The organism is Moorella mulderi DSM 14980, from assembly GCF_001594015.1.
Taxonomy (GTDB): Bacteria; Bacillota; DSM-521; order Neomoorellales; family Neomoorellaceae; genus Neomoorella; species Neomoorella mulderi.
Genome location: NZ_LTBC01000003.1, coordinates 227,493 through 253,314, shown reverse-complemented (window position 1 = coordinate 253,314; position 25,822 = coordinate 227,493). Strand labels below are relative to the sequence as shown.

At 55.2% G+C, this 25,822-nt stretch carries 29 protein-coding genes, 1 pseudogene and 1 riboswitch; of the genes and pseudogenes, 26 read left to right on the top strand and 4 right to left on the bottom strand.

The window, feature by feature from the left end; translation table 11 throughout:
• The first annotated feature begins 16 nt into the window (after window positions 1-16).
• From MOMUL_RS06460 to MOMUL_RS06425, 8 genes are all read left to right on the top strand, one after another.
• Window positions 17-808 carry a hypothetical protein gene (locus MOMUL_RS06460; RefSeq protein WP_062283057.1) on the top strand — a complete coding sequence of 264 codons (792 nt, stop codon included), beginning with the start codon at window positions 17-19 and terminating at the stop codon, window positions 806-808.
• Window positions 809-1,480: an MBL fold metallo-hydrolase gene (locus MOMUL_RS06455; RefSeq protein WP_062283055.1), complete on the top strand. Its 672-nt coding sequence runs from the start codon at window positions 809-811 to the stop codon at window positions 1,478-1,480.
• 137 nt (window positions 1,481-1,617) lie between these two features.
• A complete protein-coding gene (locus MOMUL_RS17275; protein WP_236713015.1) occupies window positions 1,618-1,878 on the top strand; it encodes a ribbon-helix-helix domain-containing protein in 261 nt (86 codons plus the stop codon).
• Complete coding sequence (locus MOMUL_RS06445) at window positions 1,878-2,207, top strand: type II toxin-antitoxin system PemK/MazF family toxin (RefSeq protein ID WP_062283050.1); 330 nt, start codon at window positions 1,878-1,880, stop codon at window positions 2,205-2,207. Before MOMUL_RS17275 ends, MOMUL_RS06445 begins: the two co-directional genes overlap by 1 nt.
• Complete coding sequence (locus MOMUL_RS06440; protein WP_062283048.1) at window positions 2,204-2,845, top strand: IMPACT family protein; 642 nt, start codon at window positions 2,204-2,206, stop codon at window positions 2,843-2,845. Before MOMUL_RS06445 ends, MOMUL_RS06440 begins: the two co-directional genes overlap by 4 nt.
• A 54-nt stretch (window positions 2,846-2,899) precedes the next feature.
• Entirely contained in the window at window positions 2,900-3,106 is a 207-nt protein-coding gene (locus MOMUL_RS06435) for an AbrB/MazE/SpoVT family DNA-binding domain-containing protein (protein ID WP_062283046.1), read from the top strand.
• Window positions 3,103-3,288: a PIN domain-containing protein gene (locus MOMUL_RS06430; RefSeq protein WP_062283043.1), complete on the top strand. Its 186-nt coding sequence runs from the start codon at window positions 3,103-3,105 to the stop codon at window positions 3,286-3,288. The genes MOMUL_RS06435 and MOMUL_RS06430 overlap by 4 nt, the downstream gene beginning before the upstream one ends.
• Window positions 3,289-3,546: 258 nt before the next feature.
• Window positions 3,547-4,182, top strand: a complete 636-nt coding sequence (locus MOMUL_RS06425; RefSeq protein ID WP_236713014.1) for a cell wall hydrolase — start codon at window positions 3,547-3,549, stop codon at window positions 4,180-4,182.
• Here MOMUL_RS06425 and MOMUL_RS06420 read toward each other — a convergent pair.
• Both MOMUL_RS06420 and MOMUL_RS17520 read right to left on the bottom strand, forming a co-directional pair.
• Entirely contained in the window at window positions 4,164-5,411 is a 1,248-nt protein-coding gene (locus MOMUL_RS06420) for a competence/damage-inducible protein A (protein WP_084785508.1), read from the bottom strand. The two genes, MOMUL_RS06425 and MOMUL_RS06420, sit on opposite strands and share 19 nt — an antisense overlap.
• Before the next feature lie 57 nt (window positions 5,412-5,468).
• Entirely contained in the window at window positions 5,469-5,600 is a 132-nt protein-coding gene (locus MOMUL_RS17520; protein WP_269085191.1) for a hypothetical protein, read from the bottom strand.
• A gap of 204 nt (window positions 5,601-5,804) precedes the next feature.
• Between MOMUL_RS17520 and MOMUL_RS06415 the strand changes: the two genes are divergently transcribed.
• Entirely contained in the window at window positions 5,805-6,968 is a 1,164-nt protein-coding gene (locus MOMUL_RS06415) for a S1C family serine protease (protein ID WP_062283038.1), read from the top strand.
• A 182-nt stretch (window positions 6,969-7,150) separates the two neighbouring features.
• Here MOMUL_RS06415 and MOMUL_RS06410 read toward each other — a convergent pair whose 3' ends face one another.
• On the bottom strand, window positions 7,151-8,653 hold the full coding sequence (locus MOMUL_RS06410; protein ID WP_062283036.1) for an amino acid permease: 1,503 nt from the start codon (window positions 8,651-8,653) through the stop codon (window positions 7,151-7,153).
• Between the two features lie 112 nt (window positions 8,654-8,765).
• On the opposite strand from MOMUL_RS06410, the gene MOMUL_RS06405 reads away from it, so the two are divergent.
• From MOMUL_RS06405 to MOMUL_RS06395, 3 genes are all read left to right on the top strand, one after another.
• A complete protein-coding gene (locus tag MOMUL_RS06405; RefSeq protein ID WP_062283033.1) occupies window positions 8,766-10,502 on the top strand; it encodes a M1 family aminopeptidase in 1,737 nt (578 codons plus the stop codon).
• Between the two features lie 70 nt (window positions 10,503-10,572).
• Window positions 10,573-11,514 (top strand): polysaccharide deacetylase family protein, encoded by a 942-nt coding sequence (locus MOMUL_RS06400; protein WP_062283030.1) that lies wholly within the window; start codon window positions 10,573-10,575, stop codon window positions 11,512-11,514.
• 85 nt (window positions 11,515-11,599) lie between these two features.
• Window positions 11,600-11,688: riboswitch (cyclic di-GMP riboswitch) on the top strand.
• A 74-nt stretch (window positions 11,689-11,762) separates the two neighbouring features.
• Entirely contained in the window at window positions 11,763-13,553 is a 1,791-nt protein-coding gene (locus MOMUL_RS06395; RefSeq protein ID WP_062283027.1) for a methyl-accepting chemotaxis protein, read from the top strand.
• Between the two features lie 60 nt (window positions 13,554-13,613).
• Here the strand turns inward: MOMUL_RS06395 and MOMUL_RS15695 are convergent, their stop codons facing one another.
• Window positions 13,614-13,841, bottom strand: coding sequence for a DUF1540 domain-containing protein (locus MOMUL_RS15695; protein ID WP_084785507.1), 228 nt, complete (start codon window positions 13,839-13,841; stop codon window positions 13,614-13,616).
• A 123-nt stretch (window positions 13,842-13,964) separates the two neighbouring features.
• Between MOMUL_RS15695 and MOMUL_RS06390 the strand changes: the two genes are divergently transcribed.
• From MOMUL_RS06390 to MOMUL_RS06325, 14 genes and pseudogenes are all read left to right on the top strand, one after another.
• On the top strand, window positions 13,965-14,453 hold the full coding sequence (locus tag MOMUL_RS06390; RefSeq protein WP_062283025.1) for a chemotaxis protein CheW: 489 nt from the start codon (window positions 13,965-13,967) through the stop codon (window positions 14,451-14,453).
• Window positions 14,450-16,504: a chemotaxis protein CheA gene (locus MOMUL_RS06385; RefSeq protein WP_062283023.1), complete on the top strand. Its 2,055-nt coding sequence runs from the start codon at window positions 14,450-14,452 to the stop codon at window positions 16,502-16,504. The genes MOMUL_RS06390 and MOMUL_RS06385 overlap by 4 nt, the downstream gene beginning before the upstream one ends.
• Window positions 16,488-17,540, top strand: coding sequence for a protein-glutamate methylesterase/protein-glutamine glutaminase (locus MOMUL_RS06380; protein ID WP_153018274.1), 1,053 nt, complete (start codon window positions 16,488-16,490; stop codon window positions 17,538-17,540). The genes MOMUL_RS06385 and MOMUL_RS06380 overlap by 17 nt, the downstream gene beginning before the upstream one ends.
• Before the next feature lie 213 nt (window positions 17,541-17,753).
• Window positions 17,754-18,044: a flagellar biosynthesis anti-sigma factor FlgM gene (gene flgM, locus MOMUL_RS06375; RefSeq protein ID WP_062283018.1), complete on the top strand. Its 291-nt coding sequence runs from the start codon at window positions 17,754-17,756 to the stop codon at window positions 18,042-18,044.
• Window positions 18,041-18,451, top strand: a complete 411-nt coding sequence (locus MOMUL_RS06370) for a flagella synthesis protein FlgN (RefSeq protein WP_062283016.1) — start codon at window positions 18,041-18,043, stop codon at window positions 18,449-18,451. The genes flgM and MOMUL_RS06370 overlap by 4 nt, the downstream gene beginning before the upstream one ends.
• A 113-nt stretch (window positions 18,452-18,564) precedes the next feature.
• Window positions 18,565-20,349, top strand: a complete 1,785-nt coding sequence (gene flgK / locus MOMUL_RS06365; RefSeq protein WP_062283014.1) for a flagellar hook-associated protein FlgK — start codon at window positions 18,565-18,567, stop codon at window positions 20,347-20,349.
• A 46-nt stretch (window positions 20,350-20,395) separates the two neighbouring features.
• Window positions 20,396-21,298: a flagellar hook-associated protein FlgL gene (gene flgL, locus MOMUL_RS06360; protein WP_062283012.1), complete on the top strand. Its 903-nt coding sequence runs from the start codon at window positions 20,396-20,398 to the stop codon at window positions 21,296-21,298.
• A 121-nt stretch (window positions 21,299-21,419) separates the two neighbouring features.
• Entirely contained in the window at window positions 21,420-21,845 is a 426-nt protein-coding gene (gene fliW / locus MOMUL_RS06355) for a flagellar assembly protein FliW (RefSeq protein WP_062283009.1), read from the top strand.
• Window positions 21,846-21,931: 86 nt separating this feature from the next.
• Window positions 21,932-22,168 carry a carbon storage regulator CsrA gene (gene csrA / locus MOMUL_RS06350; RefSeq protein ID WP_062283007.1) on the top strand — a complete coding sequence of 79 codons (237 nt, stop codon included), beginning with the start codon at window positions 21,932-21,934 and terminating at the stop codon, window positions 22,166-22,168.
• 99 nt (window positions 22,169-22,267) lie between these two features.
• Window positions 22,268-22,894, top strand: a complete 627-nt coding sequence (locus MOMUL_RS06345; RefSeq protein ID WP_062283004.1) for a Uma2 family endonuclease — start codon at window positions 22,268-22,270, stop codon at window positions 22,892-22,894.
• Window positions 22,895-23,037: 143 nt separating this feature from the next.
• Window positions 23,038-23,333 (top strand): annotated as a pseudogene (locus MOMUL_RS16900) (hypothetical protein); the annotation flags it as partial.
• A 93-nt stretch (window positions 23,334-23,426) separates the two neighbouring features.
• A complete protein-coding gene (locus tag MOMUL_RS06335) occupies window positions 23,427-23,624 on the top strand; it encodes a type II toxin-antitoxin system HicA family toxin (protein ID WP_062282998.1) in 198 nt (65 codons plus the stop codon).
• Between the two features lie 26 nt (window positions 23,625-23,650).
• Window positions 23,651-24,100 (top strand): type II toxin-antitoxin system HicB family antitoxin, encoded by a 450-nt coding sequence (locus MOMUL_RS06330; protein ID WP_062282995.1) that lies wholly within the window; start codon window positions 23,651-23,653, stop codon window positions 24,098-24,100.
• Between the two features lie 445 nt (window positions 24,101-24,545).
• On the top strand, window positions 24,546-25,763 hold the full coding sequence (locus MOMUL_RS06325) for a flagellin N-terminal helical domain-containing protein (protein WP_062282992.1): 1,218 nt from the start codon (window positions 24,546-24,548) through the stop codon (window positions 25,761-25,763).
• The last annotated feature ends 59 nt before the right edge of the window (window positions 25,764-25,822 follow it).

Genomic DNA, 25,822 nt, shown 5'->3' with positions numbered 1-25,822 from the left:
ATTGGGAGAGATGGAGATGATGCAGGATAAAATTGATGCCCTCTATGGTCTAGTACAGCAGATAGCTATAGAGCTTAAGCAGACCAGGCAGGAGCTTAATACAACAAGAGGGGAACTCACGGAGCAGATTAATGGTGTACGGGAAGAACTCACGGAGCAGATTACCGGGGTACGAGAAGAACTGCGCGGTGAGATAGATAACGTCAGGAAAGAGCTACGCGGGGAGATTACTAACGTAAGGGAAGAACTGTTGGAGAAGCTCACAGGAGTTCGTGAGGAACTTCAGGAGCAGATCATCAGCGTACGGGAAGAACTCACGGAGCAGATTACCGGGGTACGAGAAGAACTGCGCGGTGAGATAACCAACGTCCGGAAAGAGCTGCGTGGGGAAATAACCAATGTCAGGGAAGAGTTGCGCGGAGAGATTGCCGGCGTCAGGGAAGAGTTGCGCGGGGAGATTGCCGGCACCCGGACGGAACTGGCCGCTCAGGTTGCAGATGTCCGCAGTGAGCTCCACAACACCCGGCAAGAGCTTGGCGCGCAGATTACAGGCGTCCGGGAGGAACTTTATGATACCAGGCGAGATCTTACAGAAAGGCTCAACAGGATGGAGCAGCGGCTGAACGCCACTTTTAATCAGGTCGGTATGCTGAGCGAATTCCGGGTGGAAGTCCTGCACAAACTGGAGGAGCTGGGGGAAAGCCAGAATTCAATGTCAGCCATGCTGGGGGAGCATGATATTAAAATTCGTAACTTATCCAGCAAGCTGTCCAAGTTACAATTAAATGCTTTAAGGAGGTCCGGTTAGATGCAGTGGTTAGGACATGCGAGTTTTTACCTGGAAACCCCGGCGGGGGTGCGGCTGGTGACCGACCCTTACGGCCCGCAGGTTTCACCGGCGGCGCCGGTGGTCACGGCTGACGTGGTGACTATATCCCATGAGCATTTTGACCACAATTACCTGGACAATATCAAGGGCCACCCGGTAATCTGGCGGGGTTTGACGCCGGAGGGAGACTGGGCGCAAGTTGACGTGACCTTTAAAGATGTCCACGCCTATACGGTGCCTACATACCACGACGACGCAGCCGGCGCCAAACGGGGCAAAAACGCCATTTTCGTCCTGGAGGTAGGCGATCTTCGCCTGGCCCACCTTGGTGACCTGGGGCATGTTCTTAATGATGGACAGGTGCGGCAGATTGGTAGGGTGGATGTATTGATGATCCCTGTGGGCGGGTACTTTACCATTGATGCCGGCCAGGCTTGGCAGGTGGTGGAGGCACTAAAGCCGCGGGTAGTCCTGCCCATGCATTACCTGGTCGCGGGCATGCAGGGCTTCCCCATTGCCGGGGTTGACGAATTTACGGCCGGGCGGGCCAATGTGCGCCGCTTCGGGGAGGGGAAGATCGACCTGCGGCCGGAAAGTTTACCGCAGGTAACGGAAGTTTGGGTCCTGGCAGCCAGCCAGCCGCGGGTTTAACCTGATAGAGGAGATGACTCCAGATCCCCACCGTTGGACTTGTTATTTCCCAAACGGTGGGGATTTTATATATCACTTGATCTTTATGGGGGAAATGTTAGAATGAAAGTAACGGCAGACAAGAGGGAGGCAATAATATGGAACAATTACGTACGACAGTTAGGATGCCGGCGGAGCTGCTCAAAGCTATTGAAGCAGTACGGGACCCGGAAGAGTTTCCGACCTTAAGCGATTTTGTGCGCAGGGCAGTTGAGAAGTATGTACGGGAATTAAAGCGCGCAAAAATTGCAGCCGAGTGCAAGCGGCTGGCAGGAGGAGAAAACCTGGTTACCCTTGCCGAAGCCGATTTAGCCGATTATGCAGAGCGTATGGCGCAGGCTGAAAGGGGTGAAATTTGATGCCCGGCGAAGTGCCACGGCCGGGGGACATTTTCAGGGTAAGCCTGGAAGGAACCGGTCACATCTTGCGAGGACCGCATTACGGGGTGGTGGTTTCCGATGAACCCTTCAACTATCTTTCGACGATAGTTATCGTACCACTTTCTACCGGTGCTAAATCTGCTACCTTCCGGCCGGAAATATCGTTTCACGGTAAGGTAACCAGGGCCCTGCCGGACCAGCTTCGGGCTGTAGATAAACGCCGGCTCAAAGAATATCAGGGCAGTGTGGCAGGGACTTCTTTTTTTTATGCCCTGCAGGAAGCGTTGAGGGAGCTGTTTGCACTATGAAAAGAAAAGAAGAGCAGCCTAACGGCTTAGCTGCCAAAAGTGGCGCTTCCATAGAAAATGACGCTTCCTACCTTACCGTCGCCCGGGAAGCAACAGCCGAAATTAAAATCGAGCGTTCCCGTTTCATTGGCCATGCCCGCGAAGTAGATAGTGAGGCGGCAGCCAGAGAATTCATTACCCGGATCCAGGCCGAACACCGCCAGGCGACCCACAACTGCTTCGCCTACCGGCTGGGGCTGGGGAAGCAAGAAATAGTTTATTACAGCGATGCCGGCGAGCCCGGCGGTACGGCCGGGCGGCCGATTCTTGGCGCCATTACCAGCCTGGGCCTTACCAACGTGGCGGTAGTAGTAACCCGTTACTTCGGCGGCAAAAAGCTGGGGGTGCGGGGGCTAATTGAAGCCTACGGCCAGGCGGCCCGCCGCGTCCTGGAAGAGGCAGGGAGCATCCGGCGGGTCGTGACACGGGAACTGGAGCTCACCTGCAACTATGCCGAACTGGACCAGGTACTTTATACTGTAAACAGCCGCGGCGGCAGGGTGGTAGAAACGGACTATGACAGTAAAGTCAGGTTAAAGGTAGCCGTGCCTCTCTCGCTGTGGGAGGAAATGAGGAACTGTTGGCGAAAGGATAATTGACTTCCTAACTGTAATACGATTAAAGTATCGATCATATTACTTGGAGGTATCGTTATGGAGGTAAAAGTATCCAGTAAATATCAGATAGTTATTCCTAAAGATGTACGCAAACGTCTTAACATTACAAAGGGGCAGGGCCTCGAAATTATAATCAAGGGTAATACAATTAGCCTTGTTCCAGAAAAACCTTTATCTGAACTAAAGGGGTTCTTAAAAGGAATGAAACTTGATGATATCCGCGACGAGGAGGATAGGTATTGATTACTGTTGATTCCTGTGGATGGCTTGAATATTATACGGGGGGACCTTTGGCTGAAGAATATGGCAAGTATTTAAAAGATTTAACGCAAATAGTTACACCGGTTGTAATCATCTACGAAGTTTATAAGAAAATCAAAGGGGAATACACCTGCAATACAGCTTGCCAATGGCTGATGCAATGATTTACACGATGACCCGCCTTCATGAAACCCGGATAGTGACAAGCGATAAGCATTTTAAAGACCTGGAGATGGTAATTTACCTGGAAAAGCCGCAGCAGTAAGCACCAGTGCAAGTTTAAAGCCCTTCTTTGCCAAACTATAATTAAATACTGGCAAGAAGGATGGAAGCGTATGGCCTGGTCTTCCAGGTGGAAGCGGCATGGGCGACAGTCCGTCGAAAGTAGTACAACTAAACAGATACGCTCTACCGCCCAAGTGGTGCTAACTCGCCTGCGGGAAACCGGCAGGTTTATTAAGGAACATGCTAAACCGCGGGCAATGTCCATCCTGGCCTGGCTCCGCTCCGCCTGGCAGGCTATCCGGGGCGAAATGCTGCGCACCTGGCAGAACCTCAAGCCGTTGCGCCTGCCGGCAGGCTGGCAGGCGCGGGCCTTACTTGGCGTATTCCTTCTTACCATCCTAATTCCCGGTATTACCCGCCATTTCACCCGCCCGGCCCTACCACCGCCGGCTGCCAAACCATTACCTGTAACCGTCCGGGCCGATGAAACCAACCTCCTCGCCCGCCTGGTAGCTGCTGAAGCTGAGGATGAACCCTATCCCGGCCAGGTCGCCGTTGTGGCCGTAGTTTTAAACCGCCTGCGGGACCCGGCCTTTCCCAAGACAATACCTGACATCATCTTTGAACCCTGGGCCTTTGAAAGCGTGGCCAACGGCCATTACTGGGAGGTACAGGTACGGCCGCGGGATTATGCGGCTACCCAGGACGCTTTAAATGACTGGGATCCCAGCAACGGTGCCCTTTATTTCTTTAATCCGGCAACAGCCACCAGCGCCTGGATCTGGACGCGGCCCCAGATTACCCAAATTGGCAATCATATTTTTACCCGCTGATTTAAACTCCGCCAGAGGAGATAAAGGGCGCTCTGGGAAGACTGCCACTTGATGTTTTCCCGCTCCCCAATAAAAAGCTCCCGCTGGACTTTTACCTTCCCCTGGATGTCCAGCCCCACATAGACCAGCCCCACCGGTTTGGCCGGGGTAGCGCCGCCGGGGCCGGCGATGCCCGTAATGCCAACGCCGATATCGGCGGCAAAAGCCCGGCGCACACCCTGCGCCATGGCGGCGGCAACTTCAGGGCTGACGGCGCCGTGGGCGGCCAGGGTTTCCTCCTCTACTCCCAGGTATTTCATTTTAGCTTCATTGCTGTAAGCAACCACGCCGCCCAGGAAGTAATCGGAACTGCCGGGGATATTGGTCACCCGGTGGGCCAGCAGGCCGCCGGTACAGGATTCAGCTATGGCCAGGGTCAGGCGTCGCCCGCCCAGGATGGCGCCGACGACCCCTTCCAGGGTATCATCGTCGCTGCCAAAGATATACTCACCCAGGCGTTCCCGGATGGCTGTTTCCAGGGGCCTGATTAATTCCCGCGCCTGCTCCGCGCTGCCGGCCCGGGCCGTCAGGCGTAAGGTTACCTCGCCGGGCGCGGCCAGGGGTGCCAGGGTGGGGTTGTCGCCGTGGAGCAGGTCTTTAATGGCTTCTTCTACTGCAGATTCCCCCATCCCGGCAATCTTCAGCACCCGGGAAAAGATAACCTCCCGCCGGGCACCGTAGGGTTCTAGCAGGGGCAGGAGCCGGTCCGCCACCATGGGTTCAAACTCCCTAGGCGGTCCCGGCAATAAAGCATAGATCTTGCCCTCATGTTCCAGGAAAACCCCGGCCGCCGTACCATGGGGATTGTCCAGGGCCCGGGCTCCGGCCGGGAGCAGGGCCTGCTTCAGGTTGTTGGCAGTCATAACCCGCCGCCGGGCGGCAAAATAGCGGGTGATGTTTTCCAGGGCCGCCGGGTCTTCCACCAGGGGTAAATTCAGGGCGGCGGCCAGGGCTTCGCGGGAGAGGTCGTCTTCCGTAGGTCCCAGGCCGCCGCTGACGATGATCAGGTCGGCCCGCCGCCGGGCGTCGTCAATAGCTTCCCGGATGCGCTCCAGGTTGTCGCCGACTACCACCTGGCGGTAAAGGCTGATGCCGGCCGCGGCCAGCTCCCGGCCTAAGTATGCGGCATTGGTATTGACGATCTGGCCCAGGAGCATTTCCGTACCGGTAAAAATGGCTTCCGCGAGCAAGGGAAAACCTCCTCCTAAACTTAAAAAGCGCCCTCGTACTGGCGCTTAACTTAAAGTTTAATGGGCAGTTTCAGTAGCTGTAGCCGTGGGCCCGTGCTCCCCGTGAGCGCCAAGGTTATTGACGGCAGTCACCAGGAACCCCAGGACCAGCCAGCCGGCCAGGAAAAGCACTACCTGCCACTTTTTCATATTTCCCACCCAACCTTTCTGTGCCGCGGCTTCCTTGTACAAAAGTATACCAGAGGCTTTTACCAGTTGCAATGGCCAGCATACGGCTATATAATGCTAATTGATACAACCCAATTTCTTAATTTTTTCTTAGCTTGTCTTAATCGTTTTTTTACCTTTCTATTTTATAATCATCCCAGGAAAAGATAGCAGGAGGTGTGCAGTATGTGGCAGCGCGCAGGCAAAGCTAAAATCACTGTTTTAGCTGTTTTATTGATCTTCCTGGCCGGGGTGGCGGCCACGGTAGGTTTCTATCAAATCACCGGAGCGACGGCCGGGACCCAGCAACCGTCCTACCAGCACGCGGTGGCTGTTAGCGACGCGGTGTCTGCCAGCATCCCGCCGGGGCTGGGACCGGAGGCTATTGCCGACATTGTCGATAAAGCCGGCCCGGCAGTAGTACGTATTGATACGGTTACGGAAACCAGGGTGGCCAGCCCCTTTAACGACCCCTTCTTCCGCCAGTTTTTTGGCGACCAGTTTAATATCGGTCCCCAGGAACAACGCGGTTTGGGTTCAGGGTTCATTATTTCTCCAGACGGCTATATCCTGACCAACCAGCACGTCATTGACGGGGCGAAGCAGGTTAAAGTAACCGTTGTCGGTTTCGATAAACCCTTCAATGCCCAGGTGGTGGGCGCCGACGCTCCCCTGGACCTGGCCGTCCTGAAAATCAATGCCGGCAAGCCGTTGCCCTATCTAACGCTCGGTGATGCCAACAAGGTCCGCGTCGGTGAATGGGCCATTGCCATCGGCAACCCCGACGGCCTGGACCATACGGTAACGGTGGGCGTCATCAGCGCCAAAGGGCGGCCTATCGATGTCCAGGACCGCCATTATGAAAACCTGCTGCAGACGGATGCTTCCATTAACCCCGGCAACAGTGGCGGTCCCCTGTTGAACCTGAAGGGGGAAGTGATAGGTATTAATACCGCCGTTAACGCCGGGGCCCAGGGGATTGGCTTTGCTATCCCCAGCAGCACGGTGCAGCCTGTCCTGAACGATCTGATGAATAAAGGCAAAATTGCCCGGCCATGGCTGGGGGTAGCCCTGGCCTCGGTTACGCCGGAGGCGGCCGACATGCTGGGTCTCCAGAGTCCAGAAGGTGCCCTGGTCGGCCAGGTAGTAGCAGGCAGCCCGGCGGCAAGGGCCGGCATCCAGAAATATGACGTCATTCTCCAGCTGGATGGCCAGAAAATAAAGGATGCCAATGACCTGGTAAATAAAGTCCAGGCCCTGAAGATCGGCCAGCAGGTGCAGCTTCAGGTCTTCCGCCGCGGCCAGCTCCTGGATATCAGCGTGGTCCTTGGCGAGAAGCCGAGCCAGTAAGCGTCCAATCACAGGTGACGCCAGGTAGAAAGGCAGAGGCCAGAAAAAGGAAGCCACGTGGCCCAGAAAGGCCGGGTTAGCTGGTACCATTCAGCGTGGTCCGGACGACTGAAACCCCGGGAGTGATTTCTCCCCGGGGATTTTTATTTTTCTTACAGGCGGTAGTGTCTTTCGGACTATGGCTATTTTCGCCGCCAGGGCAGGCGCAGGCGCAAAAACAGGGGTGCCAGGGCCGGACAGGAGATAAAAAACGGCCGTAAAGGGGAAAAAGGCCGCGGGTTCGGCTGGGGAAGGGGTGACGGTTCTACCCTGGCCAGGACGCTGTGGTGGCGGCTGTAAGCAAAATAAACCATCAGCCCCAGGGCCATCCAGATGGCGAAACGGATCCAGGTTAAACGGGGCAGGTTGAAGAAGAGGTAAAGGGCAAAGGCCATGGTCACCAGGGACGTCCAGGGCATGAAGGGCACTTTGAAGGGGCGTTCCAGGTCGGGCCGGGTACGCCTTAAAATGAGTACACCCAGGGAAACGATGAAAAAGGCCGACAGGGTACCGACATTGGCCAGTTCGGCGATTATATTAATAGGTAAAAAGCCGCCAATGAGAGCAATGAAGGCGCCGACAACAATGGTTGTGAGCATAGGGGTATGATAGCGGGGGTGGACCCTGGCAAAAAAGGAGGGCAAGAGGCCATCGCGGCCCATGGCCATAAAGACCCGGCTCTGGGCAAAGATGGTTACCAGGAGGACGCTGGTCAAACCGGCCAGGGCGCCAATGCCAACAATCAGCGAAGCACTCCTCACACCGGCAGCCAGAAGACCGGTAGTTACCGGGGAAGGGGTATTGAGCTGGGTGTAGCTTACCAGGCCGGTCAGGACTATAGTTACGGCGATATATAGTAAAGTAGAGATAGCGAGAGAGCCGATGATCCCCCGGGGCAGGTCTTTATTGGGATGGCGCACTTCTTCGGCGGCCGTAGAAACGGCGTCGAAGCCGATATAGGCAAAGAAGATAATGGCCGCACCGTGGATGACACCGGGGATGCCAAAGGGAAGAAAAGGACGCCAGTTGGCCGGGTTAACCCGGGGAATGCCCAGTACCAGGAAGGCCAGGATCACCAGGATTTTAACGGCCACGATAATCTTGTTGGTGGTGGCGCTGGTAGTTGTGCCGATTATGGCTAGTAGAGTCATGAGGGCGGTAATGAGGATGGCCGGCAAATTAACGAGGCCACCGCCGGCAGGAGAATTAACCAGGGCCGCAGGCAGGGAAATACCCACAGAACTGAGCATATCGGTGAAATAACCGCTCCAGCCGGCAGCTACCGCCCCCGAGGCTACCATGTATTCCAGGATCAGGTTCCAGCCGATAATCCAGGCAATAATTTCACCTAAAGAAGCATAGGCATAAGTATAGGCGCTCCCGGCCACGGGGATCATAGCGGCCATTTCGGCGTAGACCAGGGCCGCCAGCCCGGCAGTAATGCCGGAGAGGATAAAGGAAAATACCAGGGCCGGGCCGGCATAATTGGCCGCCGCTACTCCAGTTAGGACAAAAATACCCGAGCCGATTATAGCTCCTACTCCCAGGGCGATTAATTCCGGCGTGCCGATACTACGTTTTAACTTTTCATTATCCCGGGCTTCCTGCATCAGGTCTTTTATGCTTTTAGTCCGCCAGACACTCACCCTGTTCACCCCCTGGATGTGCTTAAATTTATTATGTACCTGGCCTTTTTCCCTATGCGTGTGGCAGGAGAAAGGGTGATGTTGTCGAAATAAAGGGCAAGGCGGTGGAGCGATGCCCAAAAAAATCCTCACTGGCGCCCTCATTGTCCTGCTGGCCCTGGTCCTTTTTTCCGGCCCGGCAGCAGTACCGGGACCAATTCAAACCCTACCGGAGGTTACTCTTAAAGAGGCCACATTTAAACAGGTGGTCCTGGACCCGCCACCCCTGGAAGCAGGGGGGCATATACTGGTAGCGGCGGGGGATTTTTTACCCCTGGCCGGCGGCAGTGCCGACTGGTACAAGAACAGGGGTATTTTACGGGGGAGCAAAGGAGCTGTCGTAGCCGCCGGCAGCCTGGCGGCCGAGGTCGATGGAGTCCCCCGGCGGCTTGACGCGGCCCCGGTTCTGGTAGACGATAAGCTTTACATACCCTTAAGCCTGGCCCTGGAGGTGCTGGGACTGCCTGCCTCCGGCAGGATGGGAGCTGCTCCAGAGCAGGAAAGTACTGATACATACCTCCCTCCCCTGAAGGGCCGGGCCGGTCTGCATTTCCGTTATTATCCCGTGTATGATCTCCAGGCCAGGTATGACCCTGCCAGGGGACAGCTTACGGGGGAACTCCTCCTGGCTTACCAAAATCCTTATCTTGTACCCCTGCGGAAACTATATTTCAATCTCCCGGCCAATGCTCTGTATGGTAATGGAGCGCAATTAACAGTTAGCAGGGTTTATATAAATAAGCGGCCTGTTCCTTTCAATTCCCGGGGCAGTTCCCTGGAAGTGTTCCTGCCCTTAAGCCTTGCTCCCCGGGAAACCCTTTCCCTGGCCCTTTCCTTCACTACCCAGGTACCGGAAGAGGCAGCGCGCCTGGGCCGGACCGGGGACACCCTGATGGCGGCCGGCTGGTACCCCATCCTCGCCCCTCATACTGGGGATACCTGGGCCGGGGTGGCAGGTACACCCTATGGCGACCCGTATTTTGCCGCTGCTGCCTACTACCGGGTGCGCCTCACTATGCCCTCCGGTTACCGGGTCCTGGCCAGTTCCCGGGAAACAGGGCGGCAGGAAGGGGGTGATTGGACCGTCTGGACCTTTAACAGCGAGCACCCCATCCGGGAATTTGCCTTTACGGCCGCGCCTGACTGGCAGTTTGCCAGCCGCAAGGTGGGGGCGGTCCAGATGGTAATAGCTTCCCGGGGAGAGCCGGCGGCGGCCGCCCTGGAGGTGGCCGGCCAGGCTTTAGACTTTTTCCAGGCAGCCTATGGACCCTATCCCTACAGTTACCTGCACCTGGCTTTTGTCCCTCTGGATAACTTGGCCGGCATGGAATACCCGGGCTTTATTATTTTAAGTAACCGCAAAAGTTATAGTCCTGCTACTGTTGTCCACGAAATCGCCCACCAGTGGTGGTACAACCTGGTAGGGAACGACAGCCGCCAGGCGGCCTGGATTGATGAAGGCCTGGCCGAGTACAGCACTCTCCTTTTTTACCGCCAGCGCGACCAGGCCCTCTACCAGGCTAAACTGGCCGAGATCGGGCGCCTGGCGGGCCAGACAGCTCAACCCATTAACTTATCTCTTGAAGAATATGGTAATGAGCAGGCCTACCGCCTGGCCGTCTATAACCGGGGAGCCACATTCTGGCTGGAGCTGGAAGGCGCCGCCGGTACAGCCAAGCTGCAGCAAGCCCTGGCTTATGTCCAACGTTATTACCGCTATGAAATCGTTCCCCCGCAAGCTATGGTTACTATTCTTACATATTATGGCAGGCTGGCAGCGACCAATTTTACGCCGTATTTACGGAACTAACGGCCCTGAAAAACGTCTAAAAAAGTAGAAGGAACTTCATGAGGAGAAAGGGCAAAAGGGGCGAACCGGTATGAGCCAGGCAGGTAAATATGTGGTGGGGCACTGGCCCTGGGTGGCCAGGATTGGCAAGCACCCGCGGGCCGCCTGGCCGGAAGCGTTGCTGCGGCTGGGGCACCTGGTGACTATAGCTGCCTTAATGGTAGTTGTTACCACCATTGGTGGTGCCGGCTGGCAGCAGGCTGGAGTTACCGGACCGGCATTGGCCTCGCCACCTGTTACCGGCCCTTACCAGCTGGCCGGGGGCAAGCCAGGATTGTCCATTACCCCGGTTAAACCGGTGGCTGTAGCGCCGATAACTCCACCCCGGCCGGCGCCACCCGTCCCGGAGCCGGAACCCAAGCCCGTGCTCCAGCCCCTGCGCCAAGTGCCGGGGGCCGGCCACCGGGTGGCCCTTACTTTTGACGACGGCCCCTTTCCCCGGTGGACTGAACGTTATTTAACAGTCCTGGCAGCCACCAGAACCCCGGCCACCTTCTTTATGGTCGGGCGGCAGGTCGAAGCCCACCCGGAGCTGGTCAGGGCAGCCCTGGACGGCGGCCATGAAGTAGCCAGCCACTCCTGGCGCCATGCCAACCTGGGGAAGGCGTCCCAGGCTGAAGCTGAGGCAGATCTCCGGCAGGCGGCTGCCGTCCTGGAGAAAATAAGCGGCCGGCCGGTAAAATATTTCCGCCCCCCCTACGGCGCCATGGGTCCCAATTTGCTGGTGGCAGCAGCCAGGTTGGGTACCCCCATAGTCACCTGGAGTGTAGATCCTAAGGACTGGTCCAATCCTGGTCCCAGGGCCATCGTCCTGCGCGTCATGGCTAACGTCCGGGACGGCAGTATCATCCTCCTCCATGAAGGCCACCCCGGTACCCTTGTGGCCCTACCGCTCCTGATTAAAGAGTTGCGGGGTAAAGGCTATGAACTGGTAACCGTATCGGAACTGATAGCCAGTGGTGAACAAAAATAATAATGATGCCTCTCGCTTCTTAAGATGGTAGACCTTGCATAATTACGACCTCCTGCGGTATAATTAAGGCGAAAATAGAAAAATTTCCCCGAAAAGGCAAACCTGCCGAAAGGCAGGGGCGCAAAGCTACAGGGTCTAAAGCCCGGTTGCGGGCCAGGACAGCCAGTTGCCACGGGTGGGACGGGGCTACCCAGGGGGTAGCCTTTATTATTATTTATTAAACCAAACCGGAGGAGGGGGTTCCTTTTATGCGTTTGCACTTATTTAAGAAAAAGGACCGGGCAGGGCAACCGGTGGATCAAAAGCCGGCTAGAGCGCCCCGCCCGGGGAAGGCCCGGGCAGGGTTTTTCAGTCGCTGGCGGCTGGGGGCTAAATTAACAGCCGGCTTTATCCTTATCATTGCCATATTTGTCGGCGTGGTAATCTACGTCAATTTTAATCTCCAGCAGGTAGACCGGCTTTCCTGGGAAGTAACCCTTGCCCATGAGCAAAACATGCTCTTTACCGAGATGACCAATGCTATCTGGGATGCCTACCGCCGGGCCACCGATTACATAATCAACGGTTCCCAGACCCACGCCCTGGGTTTCGACGATGCCCTGAAGCGTTTCCATGATGCCCGGACCCGGCTGGAAGAACAAGAGCTCGACAGCCAGACGGGCGGGTATCTCGCGGCCATGACCCAGGCGGCCAAGAGTTTTACTGATACCTTCAAGAACAGCATCGTAAACGTCAGCCAAGAAGGCCGCATGGCGGCCCTGCCTATTTTGAGCTTCCAGATGGGGGCTTCCCTGGATAATATCAATAACATCGGCAACCACATGGCCAAAAGTATAACCGAGGAAACGGCTAAAACCGAAGCTCAACTGGTAGCGGACATCAGGCGAGTCCAGGCAACTTTGCTGGGTGGCTTACTCCTGGCCCTGATCCTGGGCCTGCTGGTAGCATGGTTTATCAGCCGCATGGTCGGTAAATCCCTGGGCCAGGTGGCAGCCTATGCTACCCGGATCGCCGGCGGCGATCTCACTGCCGAACCCCTTCATGTTATAACCAACGATGAGGTGGGCAAGCTGGCCGCCGCTTTCAACACTATGGGAGAAAACCTGCGCCAGCTTATCGGCCAGGTGCGGGATATGACTAACCAGGTGGCCTCGGCCAGCCAGGACCTGGCCCGTATGTCCCAGGAAGTGGGGGACGCCGCCCGCCAGGTGGCTGCCACCACCCAGGAAATGGCCAAAGGTGCCGAAGACCAGGCCCAGCAGGTCAGCGAGACGGCGGCAGCGACAGACGCCCAGGTGACCAGGGTGGAAGAAGTCCACCGTAACACCGAGGATATGGCAGCCGCCTCCGACCAGGCCGCGGTCAAAGCCAGCGAAGGTGCCCAGGCGGTGGCCGAAGCCACCCAGCAGATGGAGGCCATCTCCAGGCGCATGGACAGCCTAGCCCGGGCAGTTGGCGAGCTGGGAGCCCGTTCCCAGCAGATTGGCCAGATTGTAGGTGTTATCTCTGGCATTGCCGAGCAAACCAATCTCCTGGCCCTGAATGCGGCCATTGAAGCGGCCCGGGCCGGGGAACAGGGACGCGGCTTTGCCGTCGTGGCCGACGAGGTGCGGAAACTGGCTGAGCAGTCGGCTGAAGCCACCAAGCAGATTGTCGGCCTGGTGCAGGAGATCCAGCGGGAGACAGAGCGCGTGGTCAACAGCATGGCCGAAGGCTCCCGGGATGTCCGCCAGGGTACGGAAGTGGTTACCCGCACGGGTATGGCCTTTGCCGCCATTGAACAGTCCATCCAGACCCTGGTCAGCAAGATCAAGAATGTGGCCGGCAAGGCGGAGGAGATGTATGAGGGTTCCCGCCAGGTCAAAGGCCGGGTCGAAAGTATAGCTGCCGGTATTGAAGAAATGGCTGCCAGCACCCAGCAGGTTTCCGCCTCCACGGAAGAGCAGACGGCAGCAGTGGACCAGATTAGCCAGGCGGCCCAGCAGCTGGCTGCAGCCGCAGGTAACCTCGAAAGGGCTGTGGCCCGGTTCAAGCTATAATAGTTAAGCGAGGCCATTCAAACCTGCAGGTTGGCCGGCTTCCTGCTTCCAACTTCCAATCTATGCCCGGGCCTGGAAGGTTTCGCACTCGGTATCGCGGTCGTTGTGGGCGCTGGAGTTATTCGGCGCCCCCTGGACGGCTACGGTAATACTGCCGGCGTGGCAATCGCCATCCTGCCAGTAGATGCAGTTGGCCACCCGGCACTTGACTTTAGGAGGCATAATCAATACTCCCTTCATTAATTCATAACCAGTAGGGCCGGAAACGGCCTGAACGCCAGGTCGCAAAGGCCAGGTTTATTCCCGGTAACTTTTAGCCTGGTCAACGGGGGGCAAAAATATGCCTGCTCCCAGAGGAATTTGCCTTGCAATGCAGAATTTACCTGTGAGGTAAAGAAGGGTGGGATATTAATGGCAACGGAAACAGCAGCGGAAATCCAGCTGGTAGTCTTCCAGCTGGCCGGTGAAACTTATGGCGTTGATATTAACCACGTCCAGGAAATCATCCGTATGCAAAGCATTACCCAGATTCCCAGGACACCGGTTTTTATCGAAGGGGTAATCAACTTACGCGGCCGCATTATCCCGGTCATTGACCTCCATAAACGCTTTAACCTGCCGCGGGCTGAGCTCACGAATAACACCCGCATTATGGTGGTTGAGCTGGGCCAGGTGACGGTGGGCATGATTGTCGATTCCGTTTCCGAAGTCCTGCGCCTGCCGGCTGCCAGCATTGAGCCGCCGCCTCCCATGATCAGCGGCATTGATGTGGCCTATCTTAAGGGCGTGGGCAAGTGGAATGAGCGGTTGATTATTCTCCTGGACCTGGACCGGGTGCTGCGGGAAAGCGAACAGCGCCAGCTGCAGCAGGAAATAGCTGCCGGGGTGGATTTAAGATGAGCGAGCTGGATATGTCCCAGTACCTGGGTATTTTCCTCGATGAAGCCGGGGAGCAGCTCCAGCAGCTGGATGAAGCCATTGTCAAGCTAGAGCAAACTCCCGATGATCTTGACCTGTTAAACACCATCTTCCGGGCGGCCCATACCCTGAAGGGCTCTTCAGCATCTATGGGCTTTAACCGCCTGGCCACCCTCACCCATCGCATGGAGAGCGTACTCGATCTCTTACGCCAGGGGAAGCTCGCCGTTTCCCGGGAGATCATTGACATCCTCCTGGCCAGCCTGGACAAACTGCGAGTGCTAAAAGACAGCATTGCTGCCGGCAACGGGGATGAGGGTGAGTTGGGAGATATAGTGGCCCGGCTGGAAGCCGTCCTGGCCGGCGAGGCGGGGGCCAGTCCCCGGGACAAGGTACCTGGCAGCGAGACCCTCACCCTCGACGACATTGAACAGAATGTCATCCGCGCAGCTCAAGTGAAGGGTTTCCAGGCCTATGAGATCCGGGTGCAGCTCGAAGAAGGCTGCCAGATGAAGGCGGCCCGGGCCTACCTGGTCTTCAACAACCTCAAAGAGGCCGGCGAGGTCATCAAAAGCGTTCCCCACACCCAGGATTTGGAAGCCGAGAAATTTGAGGATACCTTTACCCTGGCCTTTGTCAGCCGGGAAGATGCCGACACCCTGGCCAATATCGTCAAGTCCATATCGGAAATCAAAAATGTAACGGTACGGCCCATTAGCCTGGATGAAGACCGGCTGGTGGCAGCTGAAGTTTCTGCCCTTGAGCAGGAGAATGGTAGCCTTGCCGCCAGGGCAAAAGCAAATAGCAAGGCTAGTGAGCAACGCATTACCCAGACAGTTCGGGTAGATGTCCAGCGCCTGGAAAACCTCATGAACCTGGTTGGTGAACTGGTCATTGACCGCACCCGCCTGGCCGAAGTGGGCAATGGGTTGAAGGCCCGCCTGGGCAACGAAGAACTCCTGGAAACCCTGGAGGAAGTCTCCCTGCACATTGGCCGAATTACCTCCGACCTCCAGGAAGAGATCATGAAGGCCCGCATGTTCCCCATTGACCAGGTCTTCAACCGCTTCCCCCGCATGGTCCGGGACCTGGCCCGGAAGGCCGGCAAGGAGATCGACTTTATTATTGAAGGCCGGGAAACGGAGCTGGACCGGACGGTTATCGAGGAAATCGGCGATCCCCTCATCCACCTGCTGCGCAACGCCATTGATCACGGCATTGAAGCCCCGGAAGCAAGGCTGAAGGCCGGCAAGCCCCGGCACGGTACGGTTCGCCTGCGGGCCTTCCACCAGGAAAACCAGATTGTCATTACCGTAGAAGACGACGGCGCCGGCATGGACCCGGAAAAGATAAAAGCCAGGGCGGTGGCGAAAGGGCTGATCAGCCGTGAGGCGGCCGCCAGGCTGGGTCACCGGGAAGCCCTGGATCTCATCTTCCTGCCGGGCCTTTCGACATCAGAGAAAGTTACCGATGTTTCCGGCCGCGGCGTTGGTATGGATATCGTCCGTAACCATATTGAAAAGATCAACGGCACCATTGACATCCGCACCACCCCCGGCAAGGGAACGTGTTTCACCATTAAGCTGCCCTTGACCCTGGCCATTAACCGTTCCCTCCTGGTCCAGGTGGGCGGGCGGGTTTATGCCTTCCCCCTGGCCAATGTGGTCGAAATTATCGACATCACCCCCGCCGACATCCAGCACGTCCACCGCCAGCAGGTGGTAGTCGTCCGTGGCCGGGTGCTGCCCCTCATTTACCTGGGCCAGGCCCTGGGCCTGGCCAGGGCTATGCCGGCGGGAGAAAATTATGCCGTAGTTATAGTCGGCCTGGCGGAAAAACAGATTGGCTTTATTGTCGACAACCTCATCGGCGAGCAGGAGATTGTCATCAAATCCCTGGGGAATTTTATTGGCAAGATACCGGGCATTGCCGGGGCTACCATCATGGGCGATGGCAGTGTGGCCCTGATCTTAGATGTCCGCAGCCTGGTGGATAACCTGGGGGTGGAGGCGAGCCGTGAACTGGCCAGTTAAGGTCCTGGTCGTCGACGATTCCGCCTTTAGCCGGCGGCTGCTGATCGACATCTTAAAAGCCGATCCCGGCATCCAGGTAGTGGGTTATGCCCGTAACGGCGAGGAAGCTCTGGAAAAAGTCGCTTCCCTGCAGCCGCAGGTCGTAACCCTGGACCTGGAAATGCCGGTCATGGATGGCCTGGCGACACTGAAAAACCTCATGGCCAGCAGTCCGGTGGCTGTCATCATGCTGTCCGCCCATACGGCCGCCGGGGCTGAGGTGACCATTAAAGCCCTGGAGCTGGGTGCCGTAGATTTTGTCCTGAAGCCGGCAAAATCCGGGGACATAAAAGAGCTGGCCAGGATCTTGCCGGAAAAAATTAAGGCTGCGGCCAGGGTACCGGTAGGGCGTCTCTGCCGAGGTAAACCTTGCCGGGAAATTATCCCGGCACCTTTTATTTCTCCCCGGCAGGGCCAGATAGAGGTTGTCGCCATTGGCACCTCCACAGGAGGGCCGGCGGCCCTGCAGCAGGTCCTGACTGCCCTGCCCGGCGACCTGCCTGCCGGTATAGTGATTGTGCAACACATGCCCCCGGGTTTTACCGGCCCCCTGGCCCGGCGCTTAAATGAACTGGCCGCCCTGGAAATCAGGGAGGCGGTAGCGGGGGATGTTGTCCGGCCCGGCCTGGCCCTCATCGCCCCGGCCGGCAAACAAATGCTCCTTGAACGGCACGCGGGCAGCGTCCAGGTGCAGCTGGCCGCAGAGGCCGAAGTGCCTACTCTCTTTAAGCCCTCGGTAGATGTGCTCATGCTCTCCGTAGCCAGGGTATATGGTCCCAGGAGCCTGGGGGTAATACTCACTGGTATGGGGAACGATGGCGTCCGGGGCCTCAAGGCTATTAAGGAGCGGGGCGGCCAGGTTTTAGCCCAGGATGAAGGGACCTGTATCGTCTATGGCATGCCACGGGCAGCGGTGGAAGCCGGCCTGGCCGACCAGGTGCTGCCCCTGCCGGCCATAGCCGGGGCTATTGTATCCTTAGTTGCTCCTCGCACTTAACATGCAATGCTTGGAGCGGAGGTTAAATTATACTTTATTTAACTATGGTTTATAAAACGGAGTGGGTACGGAGTGGGTACGGAGATGGTAGGGTTTTACTGTTAAGTTTGATTTAATTCCAGGCTTTGCCTGCTACCGGCCGGGTAAAGTTTACCGCCGCCTTGCCGATATAGAAACTAGAGATAAGAAAATATCTATCAGGGGTGTAAGGGTTTGAAGATTACAGGACAGGGACCGGTATCCTGGAACCAGGTGCGCGCAGCTTACGAGCAGCCTGCCGGCGTTAAAGGGCAGGGACGGGTGGATAAAGCTCCCCTCAGCGCCGACACTGTCCAGCTTTCCGCCGGCAGCCAGCTCATCCGGGAATTAAAGGCCCGCCTGGAGGAAGTAAACGACACCCGCGCCGGCCGGGTAGAAGCCATCCGCGCCGCCCTGGCTGCAGGTACTTATAACGTATCGCTGGAAGAAGTGGCCGGCGCCATCTTGAAGGAGATGGGCCGGTGAGGGAGCTGGCAGCAGTGCTGCAGGCAGAACTCGATGTGGTGCGGGAACTGCTGGTAGTTTGCCGGCAGGAGCAGGACGCCCTGGTGGCCGACAATATAGAGGCCATCCGGGCAGCTGCGGGGAGAAAAGGAGAACTGGCCCGCCGCCTGGCGGTCCTGGAAGAGGAACGGCAGCGGGTGATGGCAGCAGGCCCGACGAACGCGGCAGGCCCACTGGCCTGCCGGGAAAACGGTGATGATGAGGTAAGTCGCCTCCGCGACGCCCTCCGGCAGGCGGTGCGGGAGCTCCAGGAAGTCAACGAGACCAACCGCCTCCTGGCGCGCCAGTCCCTGGCCTATGTGCAGAAGATGCTCTCCCTGTTGCTACCGGAAGGTCCGGGCCCCGGTATAATGGACCGGCGGGTCTAACCGCTGTTTAGCGGTGGCACGGCGTCCGGTTGTACTTTCACGTTGGTAGTCAGCCAGCTGATAACCGTACTGGTAAAGTGGTTGCAAGAACTTTTAGCAAAGGGTGAAGATAGGTGCCCGGAACATTTTTCGGCTTTAACACCGCCCTGCGCGGCATGCAGGCCCAGCAGCGGGGCATTTACACGACTGCCCACAATATCGCCAACGCCAACACCGAGGGCTATACCCGCCAGCGGGTGGTCCTGGCCACCTTGCCCGCCTATCCCGTCCCATCCATGAACCATCCCGGTGGTACGGGCTGGCAGATAGGTACCGGTGTCGACAGCCAGGAAACCCGCCGCCTGCGGGACGAATTTTTAGACACCCAGATCCGCCGGGAAACCGGCTCCCTGGGCCAGTGGGAACAGATCCAGGATGTTTTAAAGCAGGTGGAGATCGTTTTCAACGAGCCCTCTGACACCGGCCTGAGTACTCTAATGAGCCAGTTCTGGGCCGCCTGGCAGGAACTGTCCAAGTACGCGGAAAGCTCCCCTGTGCGGACTACCGTCGTCGAGACGGCCAGCGCTTTGGCGGAGGCGTTTAATCACAGCGCCCAGCAACTAGAAACAATCATCGCTGATATCGACCAAACAATTGAGTTAAAGGTCACCGAAATAAACTCCATCGCCCAGCAGATTGCCGACTTAAACGGCCAGATAAAAAATATCGTCGCCGCAGGCGACCAGCCCAATGATTTGATGGACCAGCGGGATCTGCTGCTGGACCGGCTGAGTAAGATAGTCAGGATTAATGTCCAGGCCAATTCGGACGGTACAATCAACGTAACCATAGAAGGAGCGCCATCTGGCGACTCTACCCTTAAAGGACAATTAGTAGACGGGACAACATCCAATGACTTGTTTATAGCTAAAGATGTAGATGTAGATTCAAATCAGGTTTACGTAGGAATCATTAAAAATTATGGTTTGTTAGATCCCAGTAACCCTATCGTTAAACTATCATCAAGATTAAACTCAAATTCCTATAGTATAACTTATAATGATAGTGATAAATCAATATTACTTTCAGATGGTAGTAATACTTATAGCTCTACCGTTACTAATACTGAAGTTCCTATACAAGATTTAGCAGTAATAAAATTAAATGATCCTTTACCGTCACCTACTACTGAACCTGTAAAGTTTGATACCTTGGATATAAGTGCTTATAAACAGAACCCTGACGTAAACGGCGAGATTAAAGGTCTCTTACTGGCCCGCGATAATGTAAAAGAATACCTGGATAAGTTAAATATTCTCGCTAAAGGTCTAGCGGAAAACATAAATAAACTTCATAAAGAAGGTTACAATTTGAGCGGCCAAAAAGTTGATAGTAATTATGAAAACTTCTTTGTTGCCTTAGATCCATCTAACCCCCAAAATTTTATTTCTGCGGCTAATATCACAGCTGGTAATATCGCCGTTAATCCCAATATCCGTAATGATGTAAGCCAGATAGCCGCAGCTTATCCTGATCCCCCAGATGATACATCAAGTATTGCTCCAGGTAACGGTTATAATGCCTTAAGGATTGCTCAACTACAACAAAAACTTTACGTTGAAAATAACGGAACTTTACAAGAGAGCACTTCAGGTGGTGTAACTATAGACGACTATTACAAAAACTTCACAGCCAAACTGGGCGTTGACGCCCATGAAGCCAGCCGCATGACCACCAACCAGGGCGTCCTGGTGGACCAGCTTACCAACCGCAGAGAATCTATTTCCGGCGTCTCCCTAGACGAGGAAATGGCCAACATGCTCCAGTACCAGCGAGCTTATGAAGCCTCGGCCAGGATGATTACCACCCTGGACGCCATGCTTGACAAAATCATCAACGGCATGGGTGTGACCCGTTAAACCCTTTTGTCCAGGAAAATTACCGTCCATTACGGGGTGAATAAAGGTGCGCATCACCAACCGCATGCTCAACAACAACGTCATCCGCAACATCAACCGCAACCTGGAGATCATGTCCCGTACCCAGGAACAGATGGCTTCCGGCAAGAGGGTTAACCGCCCTTCCGATGACCCCATCGTCGTCGCACGGATCCTGGCCTTCAAGACCTCCATCGCCGCCAACGATCAATATAAAAAAAATATGGAGGACGCCAAGGGGTGGCTGGACGCCTCGGAAAGCGCCTTGGGCATGGCCACGGAAGTGCTCCAGCGGGCCAGAGAACTGGCTGTTTACGGCTCTAATGGAACGATGCCCCGTGAGTCCATGCAGGCTTTGGGAAAAGAGGTAGATCAGCTCCTCGACGAGATGGTGCAGGTCGCCAATACTTCTTACGGTGGCCGCTACATATTTGGCGGCAGCCAGACGACGACAACGCCATTTGAAAAAATCAGTGATCAGAGCGGTAAGGTTTCTTCTGTAGATTATAAGGGTAATCCAGCGGCTTTAAATTGGGAAATTGCCCCGGGAGTGGTTGTTGCCGTTAACGAAAACGGCGGAGAAATATTTAAAGACGTTATTGATATATTTAAATTGTTAATTGATCTGCGAAATGGTCTGGATGAAGGTAGTTATACCGACGTTCAATCTACCCTCAGCAAGTTCGACCAGGCTATCGACCACATTCTCAACATCCGCGCCACTCTGGGCGCCAAGAGCAACCGCATGGAGATGGCCATGTCCCGCCTGGACGACAACCAGATCGGCCTCACCCAAACCATGTCCAAGCTGGCAGATATCGACCTGGCTGAAACCGTTATGAACTACAAAAACCAGGAGAACGTCTACCTCGCCTCCCTGGCCACGGGCGCCATGGTCCTGCAGCCGAGCTTGATTGATTACCTGCGCTAAAGTTACCTCGAAATGACGGCCCGCCCCCGGCGATTTAATAGCCGGGAGGGGGCTGAACTCATGCGGCGGCCGGCAAAAGCGGCCGCCAAAATATATCTGGCGGTAGAAGGTGGAGATAATCGTGCTGGTGCAAACCTCGCGCTTCGGCATGGTGGAAGTCGACCCGGCTGAAATATTAACTTTCCCGCAGGGCATTCCTGCTTTTGAAGATATACGGCAATTTTTCTTCTATCCCATCCCGCAAAACCCGGCCTTCACCTGGCTCCAGGCCGTTAACGATCCAGAAGTGGCTTTCCTGCTGGTCGACCCCTTTCTCTTTTTTCCCGGCTATGAAGTGGAGATACCGGACAGCCTGCAGAGAGACCTGGAGATCAAAGATGCTGCCGACGTCCTGGTCCTGGCCGTAGTGACCGTCCCCAACGGCGACGTCCGGCGCATGACGGCCAACCTGGTGGCTCCTATGATCATCAACAGGGCCGCCCGCCTGGGCCGGCAGTTTGTCATGGAGGGCACCAAATATACTACCCGGCACCCCCTTTTCCAGTGATTGGTCGCCGGGTAAGGTGGCCGGGAGAGTGAAACAATAGGTAGTGCCGGGGAAGCCCCGAAAACTTCCAAAAGGAGCGGTAAGCAGTGCTCGTCTTAACCCGGCGGGTCAACGAAACCATCGTCATCGACAACAGGATAAAGATAACGGTCATCAGCATCGAGCAGGATAAAATCCGCTTAGGCGTCGACGCCCCACCGGAGGTACCCATCGTCCGCGAAGAGCTGCTTTCTGCCGTCCGGGACGAGAATAAAGCTGCCGCCAGGACAACGGTTATAGCGGCCGGGGAACTACCCATGAAAACAAAGCCGGGTGAGCAGTAGTAACATGAGTACCAACCATTTGTATGATATGATCAATTCAGCAAATTGGTGTAAGGCGGCAGTCTTGTCAACTATGTCCTTAAGGCAGGTGAAACTGAAATGAGCCAACAGGATAACCATAACCTGCTTAAGGAGGCCTGCACCCAGTACGCCGTCGCTGATGCCCGCCCTCTCCCACCTGGTAAAATGACCTTTGAACAATTCCTTACCTGGGCCGACGAAGACACCCTTGCCGAATGGGTGGAGGGAGAGGTCGTACTTATGACGCCGGCATCATTGAACCACCAAAGGTTGGCAGGCTTTCTCATTGTTATTTTGAGGGAATTTGTTACCACCCATGATTTAGGCGAAGTACTATTTGCTCCCTTTCTAGTACGACTACCAGATCCCTTAAAATGCGCCCGCGAGCCCGACTTAATCTTTGTATCTAAAGAGCGCCTGCATCTTTTAAAACCTACATACATGGATGGGGCGCCGGACCTGATAATCGAGATAACTTCGCCGGAAAGCCTTGAACGTGACCGGAACATTAAATTTAAGGAATACGAACAGGCCGGCGTGAAAGAATACTGGCTTATTCATCCCGATACCCGCCAGGCCGAGTTTTTCCAGCTCCAGGATGGCCGTTACTGGAAAATACAGCCCGGTGAAGACGGAGTTTACTGCTCCCGGGTGCTGCCGGGTTTTAGGCTTAACTTAAACAAATTATGGGAAGAGATACAGTGACCTATGTTTGTGCCCCCTGTTCACGTCGCCCCGGCACAAGCCGGGATATTTTTGTGTCTATCGGAAATATCAAGGAGGTCAAGTGGGTGTTGCGAAGCAGGTATGGCCTGGACTGCGCCATTATAAACGGTGAAGTAATAATTATAACGGCGGCCAATCACGTTATCCATCTAAGCCGCATGTGGAACCCGGCCAAGGAGGACCAGGCTACCAACCGCGTTTACCGGATCGGCCAGGTAACCCTGTTTATGACCACATCCCTATGGCTGTACATCACCTTTTCGGCGATGGGCCGGGCCAGGGTTCCTTTGATCAAAAATTGCACCGGCTTTTGCAAGCCAAAAGAGAACTGAGCCAGGCAGTTTTGATGCCAGCCAATATTCTGGGGGAAAGTAGCGACGACTTTTGCTGCTGTCTAAAGCGGTGGGGTATCCACTGACCAGCTGCTGCCGAACAGGCCCAAACCCAAAAGTTAGGGCATTGATATATGTAATTACCTATGTTACATTATAACTATAAGGAAAGTGGTGCCATGAAAAGTTACTCATCCCGTGAAATACTGCAAATCCTAAAAGAGGACGGCTGGATAATTAAAGGGCAAGAAGGTTCTCACGTACAATTAGTACATCCTACCAAGCCGGGGAAAGTAACAGTGAAGCACCCCAAGAAAACCCTTAAAACAAAAACTGTCATAAGCATATTCAAACAGGCTGGGCTCAAAATAAAATAATCCCCCTGAAAGGAGGCATAGTAAGTATGGATAAAAAGACTTACACGGCAAAGTATATTTACCCGGCGGTTTTTGACCCCTGCGAAGAGGGAGGCTATTGTGTAACCTTCCCTGATCTGCCCGGGTGTATAACCGAAGGAGATACGCTAGAAGAGGCTTACGAAATGGCTAAAGAAGCCCTTTCTCTCCACTTATGGGGCCTGGAAGATGACGGTGACCCTATTCCGAAACCCACATCCCCGGCTGATATAAAGGTACCAGAAGGAGGTTTTGTTAGCCTAATCGAGGTCTGGATGGTGCCTATCCGCGATAAAATGGCTAACAAGGCGGTAAATAAAATGCTTACCTTACCCAGGTGGTTAAATGACCTGGCAGAAGAGAAGCAAGTTAATTTTTCGTATGTCCTGCAAAACGCCTTAAAAGAATACCTGGGTGTATCGGAGGTTGATAAACCAATAATAAAATTTGAAAGATAGCGCGTTGCTTATTGGACCCCAAGTAAGGCTTGGGGACCTCGGGCCTTATAGCTGCCAGGTTGCATCACAAGTTCGTGGGCATTGATATTAAAGCTGGAGTACTTTTTTAGGTCTGGTGTCCCCAGATACATTTAAGTTATAGCATGGTAGTTTTAACGAGTATAGCGAGCCTTAAAACAAAACAAATATAGGACTTTAATCCCGGGACCGTGGTCCCGGGTATTTTTTACGCGGAACTAAATATTTTTCCCTCAGTGACGATATAAAAAGATGAGGGAGCAGTAATTTCCACCTGAAAACCATACAGGAGGTGAGGTAAAAGGGTAGAAGAAAGGCATAAGGTTTCTCCGTTTACCGTCTCCAGTTTATAGGCTAGTTGTTATTGCTGACCTACAAATTTTAAGGCAGGGATGCCGAATACCACATTCAAGGAGGAAGCGTGTAGATGATTATCAACCACAACATCGCGGCGCTCAATACTTATCGCCAGTTGTCGAACGTCAACTTTGCCGCCAGCAAGTCCCTGGAGAAACTCTCCTCGGGCCTCAGGATCAACCGCGCCGGCGACGACGCAGCGGGTCTGGCCATCAGCGAGAAGATGCGGGGGCAGATCCGGGGGTTGGATCAGGCCCAGCGAAACGCCCAGGACGGTATTTCGTTAATCCAGACGGCTGAAGGTGCCTTGAACGAAGTCCACAGCATCCTGCAGCGGATGCGTGAACTAGCAGTCCAGGCGGCCAACGACACCAATACCAGTGTGGACCGCGGTGAGATTCAAAAAGAAATCAATGCTTTGACGTCGGAAATTAACCGGATCGGCAACACCACCGAGTTCAACACTCAAAAGCTGCTGAACGGTGAGAAGATGGGATATGCCGCTACAGGCGCCAGCAATTTTACTGGTGCCACGGCCACCGTTACGATAAGCGCCGGCCAAGGAAATGGAGCGCTGGCGAATGGTATTACAATTTCGTTTACAGAAAGCTCCACGGCGACTGTGGCGACCGCTAGCTGGAGCGGTGCAACATTAGCTATCACACTTGCTTCGACTGACCAATATAGTGCTGCTTCCCTCCAGGCCCTTATCCAGAGTGCGACAACCAATGCCCCGGCGGGGTTGGATATGTCGCTGTTTACAGTTACCGGCGGCACTGTTGATGCTTCAGCTACTACAGTTACAGTCAGTGGCAACATCACCCTGACCGGCGGTATTACAGGAGCAGGGGCGCAGCTTCAGATAGGCGCCAACGAGAGCCAGAGCATGACCGTAGAGATCGGCGACATGCGGTCCGTAGCCCTAGGAATTTCAACTACTATTGCTGCAACAACTGCTGGATTTACTGCTTCGACCACGGTCACCAACGGTACCGATAACATAACAGTGGAATATGCCCTAGATGTGTCCAATGCAACGAATGCCTCTGCTGCTATCACCAAAATTGAGGCAGCGATTGAAAAAGTCTCCAGCGAGCGCTCCAAACTCGGCGCCTTCCAGAACCGTTTGGAACACACCATCAATAACCTGGGTACCTCATCGGAAAATCTCCAGGCCGCCGAGTCCCGCATCAGGGATGTCGACATGGCCAAGGAAATGATGAACTTCACCAGAAACAACATTATCGCCCAAGCGGCAACAGCAATGCTTGAAGGATTGGCCGCGTAGCCAGTCCCACAGGCGTCCCGGAAAGCGATTTCCGGGAGTATTACCGGGTGAATTGCTGG

Coding starts and splice junctions, on each gene's coding strand:
- MOMUL_RS06400 (WP_062283030.1), top strand. CDS start 10,573: ATGAGCCAGGCAGGTAAATATGTGGTGGGGCACTGGCCCTGGGTGGCC.
- MOMUL_RS06445 (WP_062283050.1), top strand. CDS start 1,878: ATGCCCGGCGAAGTGCCACGGCCGGGGGACATTTTCAGGGTAAGCCTG.
- MOMUL_RS06440 (WP_062283048.1), top strand. CDS start 2,204: ATGAAAAGAAAAGAAGAGCAGCCTAACGGCTTAGCTGCCAAAAGTGGC.
- MOMUL_RS06435 (WP_062283046.1), top strand. CDS start 2,900: ATGGAGGTAAAAGTATCCAGTAAATATCAGATAGTTATTCCTAAAGAT.
- MOMUL_RS06330 (WP_062282995.1), top strand. CDS start 23,651: ATGGATAAAAAGACTTACACGGCAAAGTATATTTACCCGGCGGTTTTT.
- MOMUL_RS06460 (WP_062283057.1), top strand. CDS start 17: ATGATGCAGGATAAAATTGATGCCCTCTATGGTCTAGTACAGCAGATA.
- MOMUL_RS06415 (WP_062283038.1), top strand. CDS start 5,805: ATGTGGCAGCGCGCAGGCAAAGCTAAAATCACTGTTTTAGCTGTTTTA.
- MOMUL_RS06390 (WP_062283025.1), top strand. CDS start 13,965: ATGGCAACGGAAACAGCAGCGGAAATCCAGCTGGTAGTCTTCCAGCTG.
- MOMUL_RS06345 (WP_062283004.1), top strand. CDS start 22,268: ATGAGCCAACAGGATAACCATAACCTGCTTAAGGAGGCCTGCACCCAG.
- MOMUL_RS17520 (WP_269085191.1), bottom strand. CDS start 5,600: ATGAAAAAGTGGCAGGTAGTGCTTTTCCTGGCCGGCTGGCTGGTCCTG.
- MOMUL_RS06395 (WP_062283027.1), top strand. CDS start 11,763: ATGCGTTTGCACTTATTTAAGAAAAAGGACCGGGCAGGGCAACCGGTG.
- MOMUL_RS06335 (WP_062282998.1), top strand. CDS start 23,427: ATGAAAAGTTACTCATCCCGTGAAATACTGCAAATCCTAAAAGAGGAC.
- MOMUL_RS17275 (WP_236713015.1), top strand. CDS start 1,618: ATGGAACAATTACGTACGACAGTTAGGATGCCGGCGGAGCTGCTCAAA.
- MOMUL_RS06325 (WP_062282992.1), top strand. CDS start 24,546: ATGATTATCAACCACAACATCGCGGCGCTCAATACTTATCGCCAGTTG.
- MOMUL_RS06455 (WP_062283055.1), top strand. CDS start 809: ATGCAGTGGTTAGGACATGCGAGTTTTTACCTGGAAACCCCGGCGGGG.
- MOMUL_RS06385 (WP_062283023.1), top strand. CDS start 14,450: ATGAGCGAGCTGGATATGTCCCAGTACCTGGGTATTTTCCTCGATGAA.
- MOMUL_RS06405 (WP_062283033.1), top strand. CDS start 8,766: ATGCCCAAAAAAATCCTCACTGGCGCCCTCATTGTCCTGCTGGCCCTG.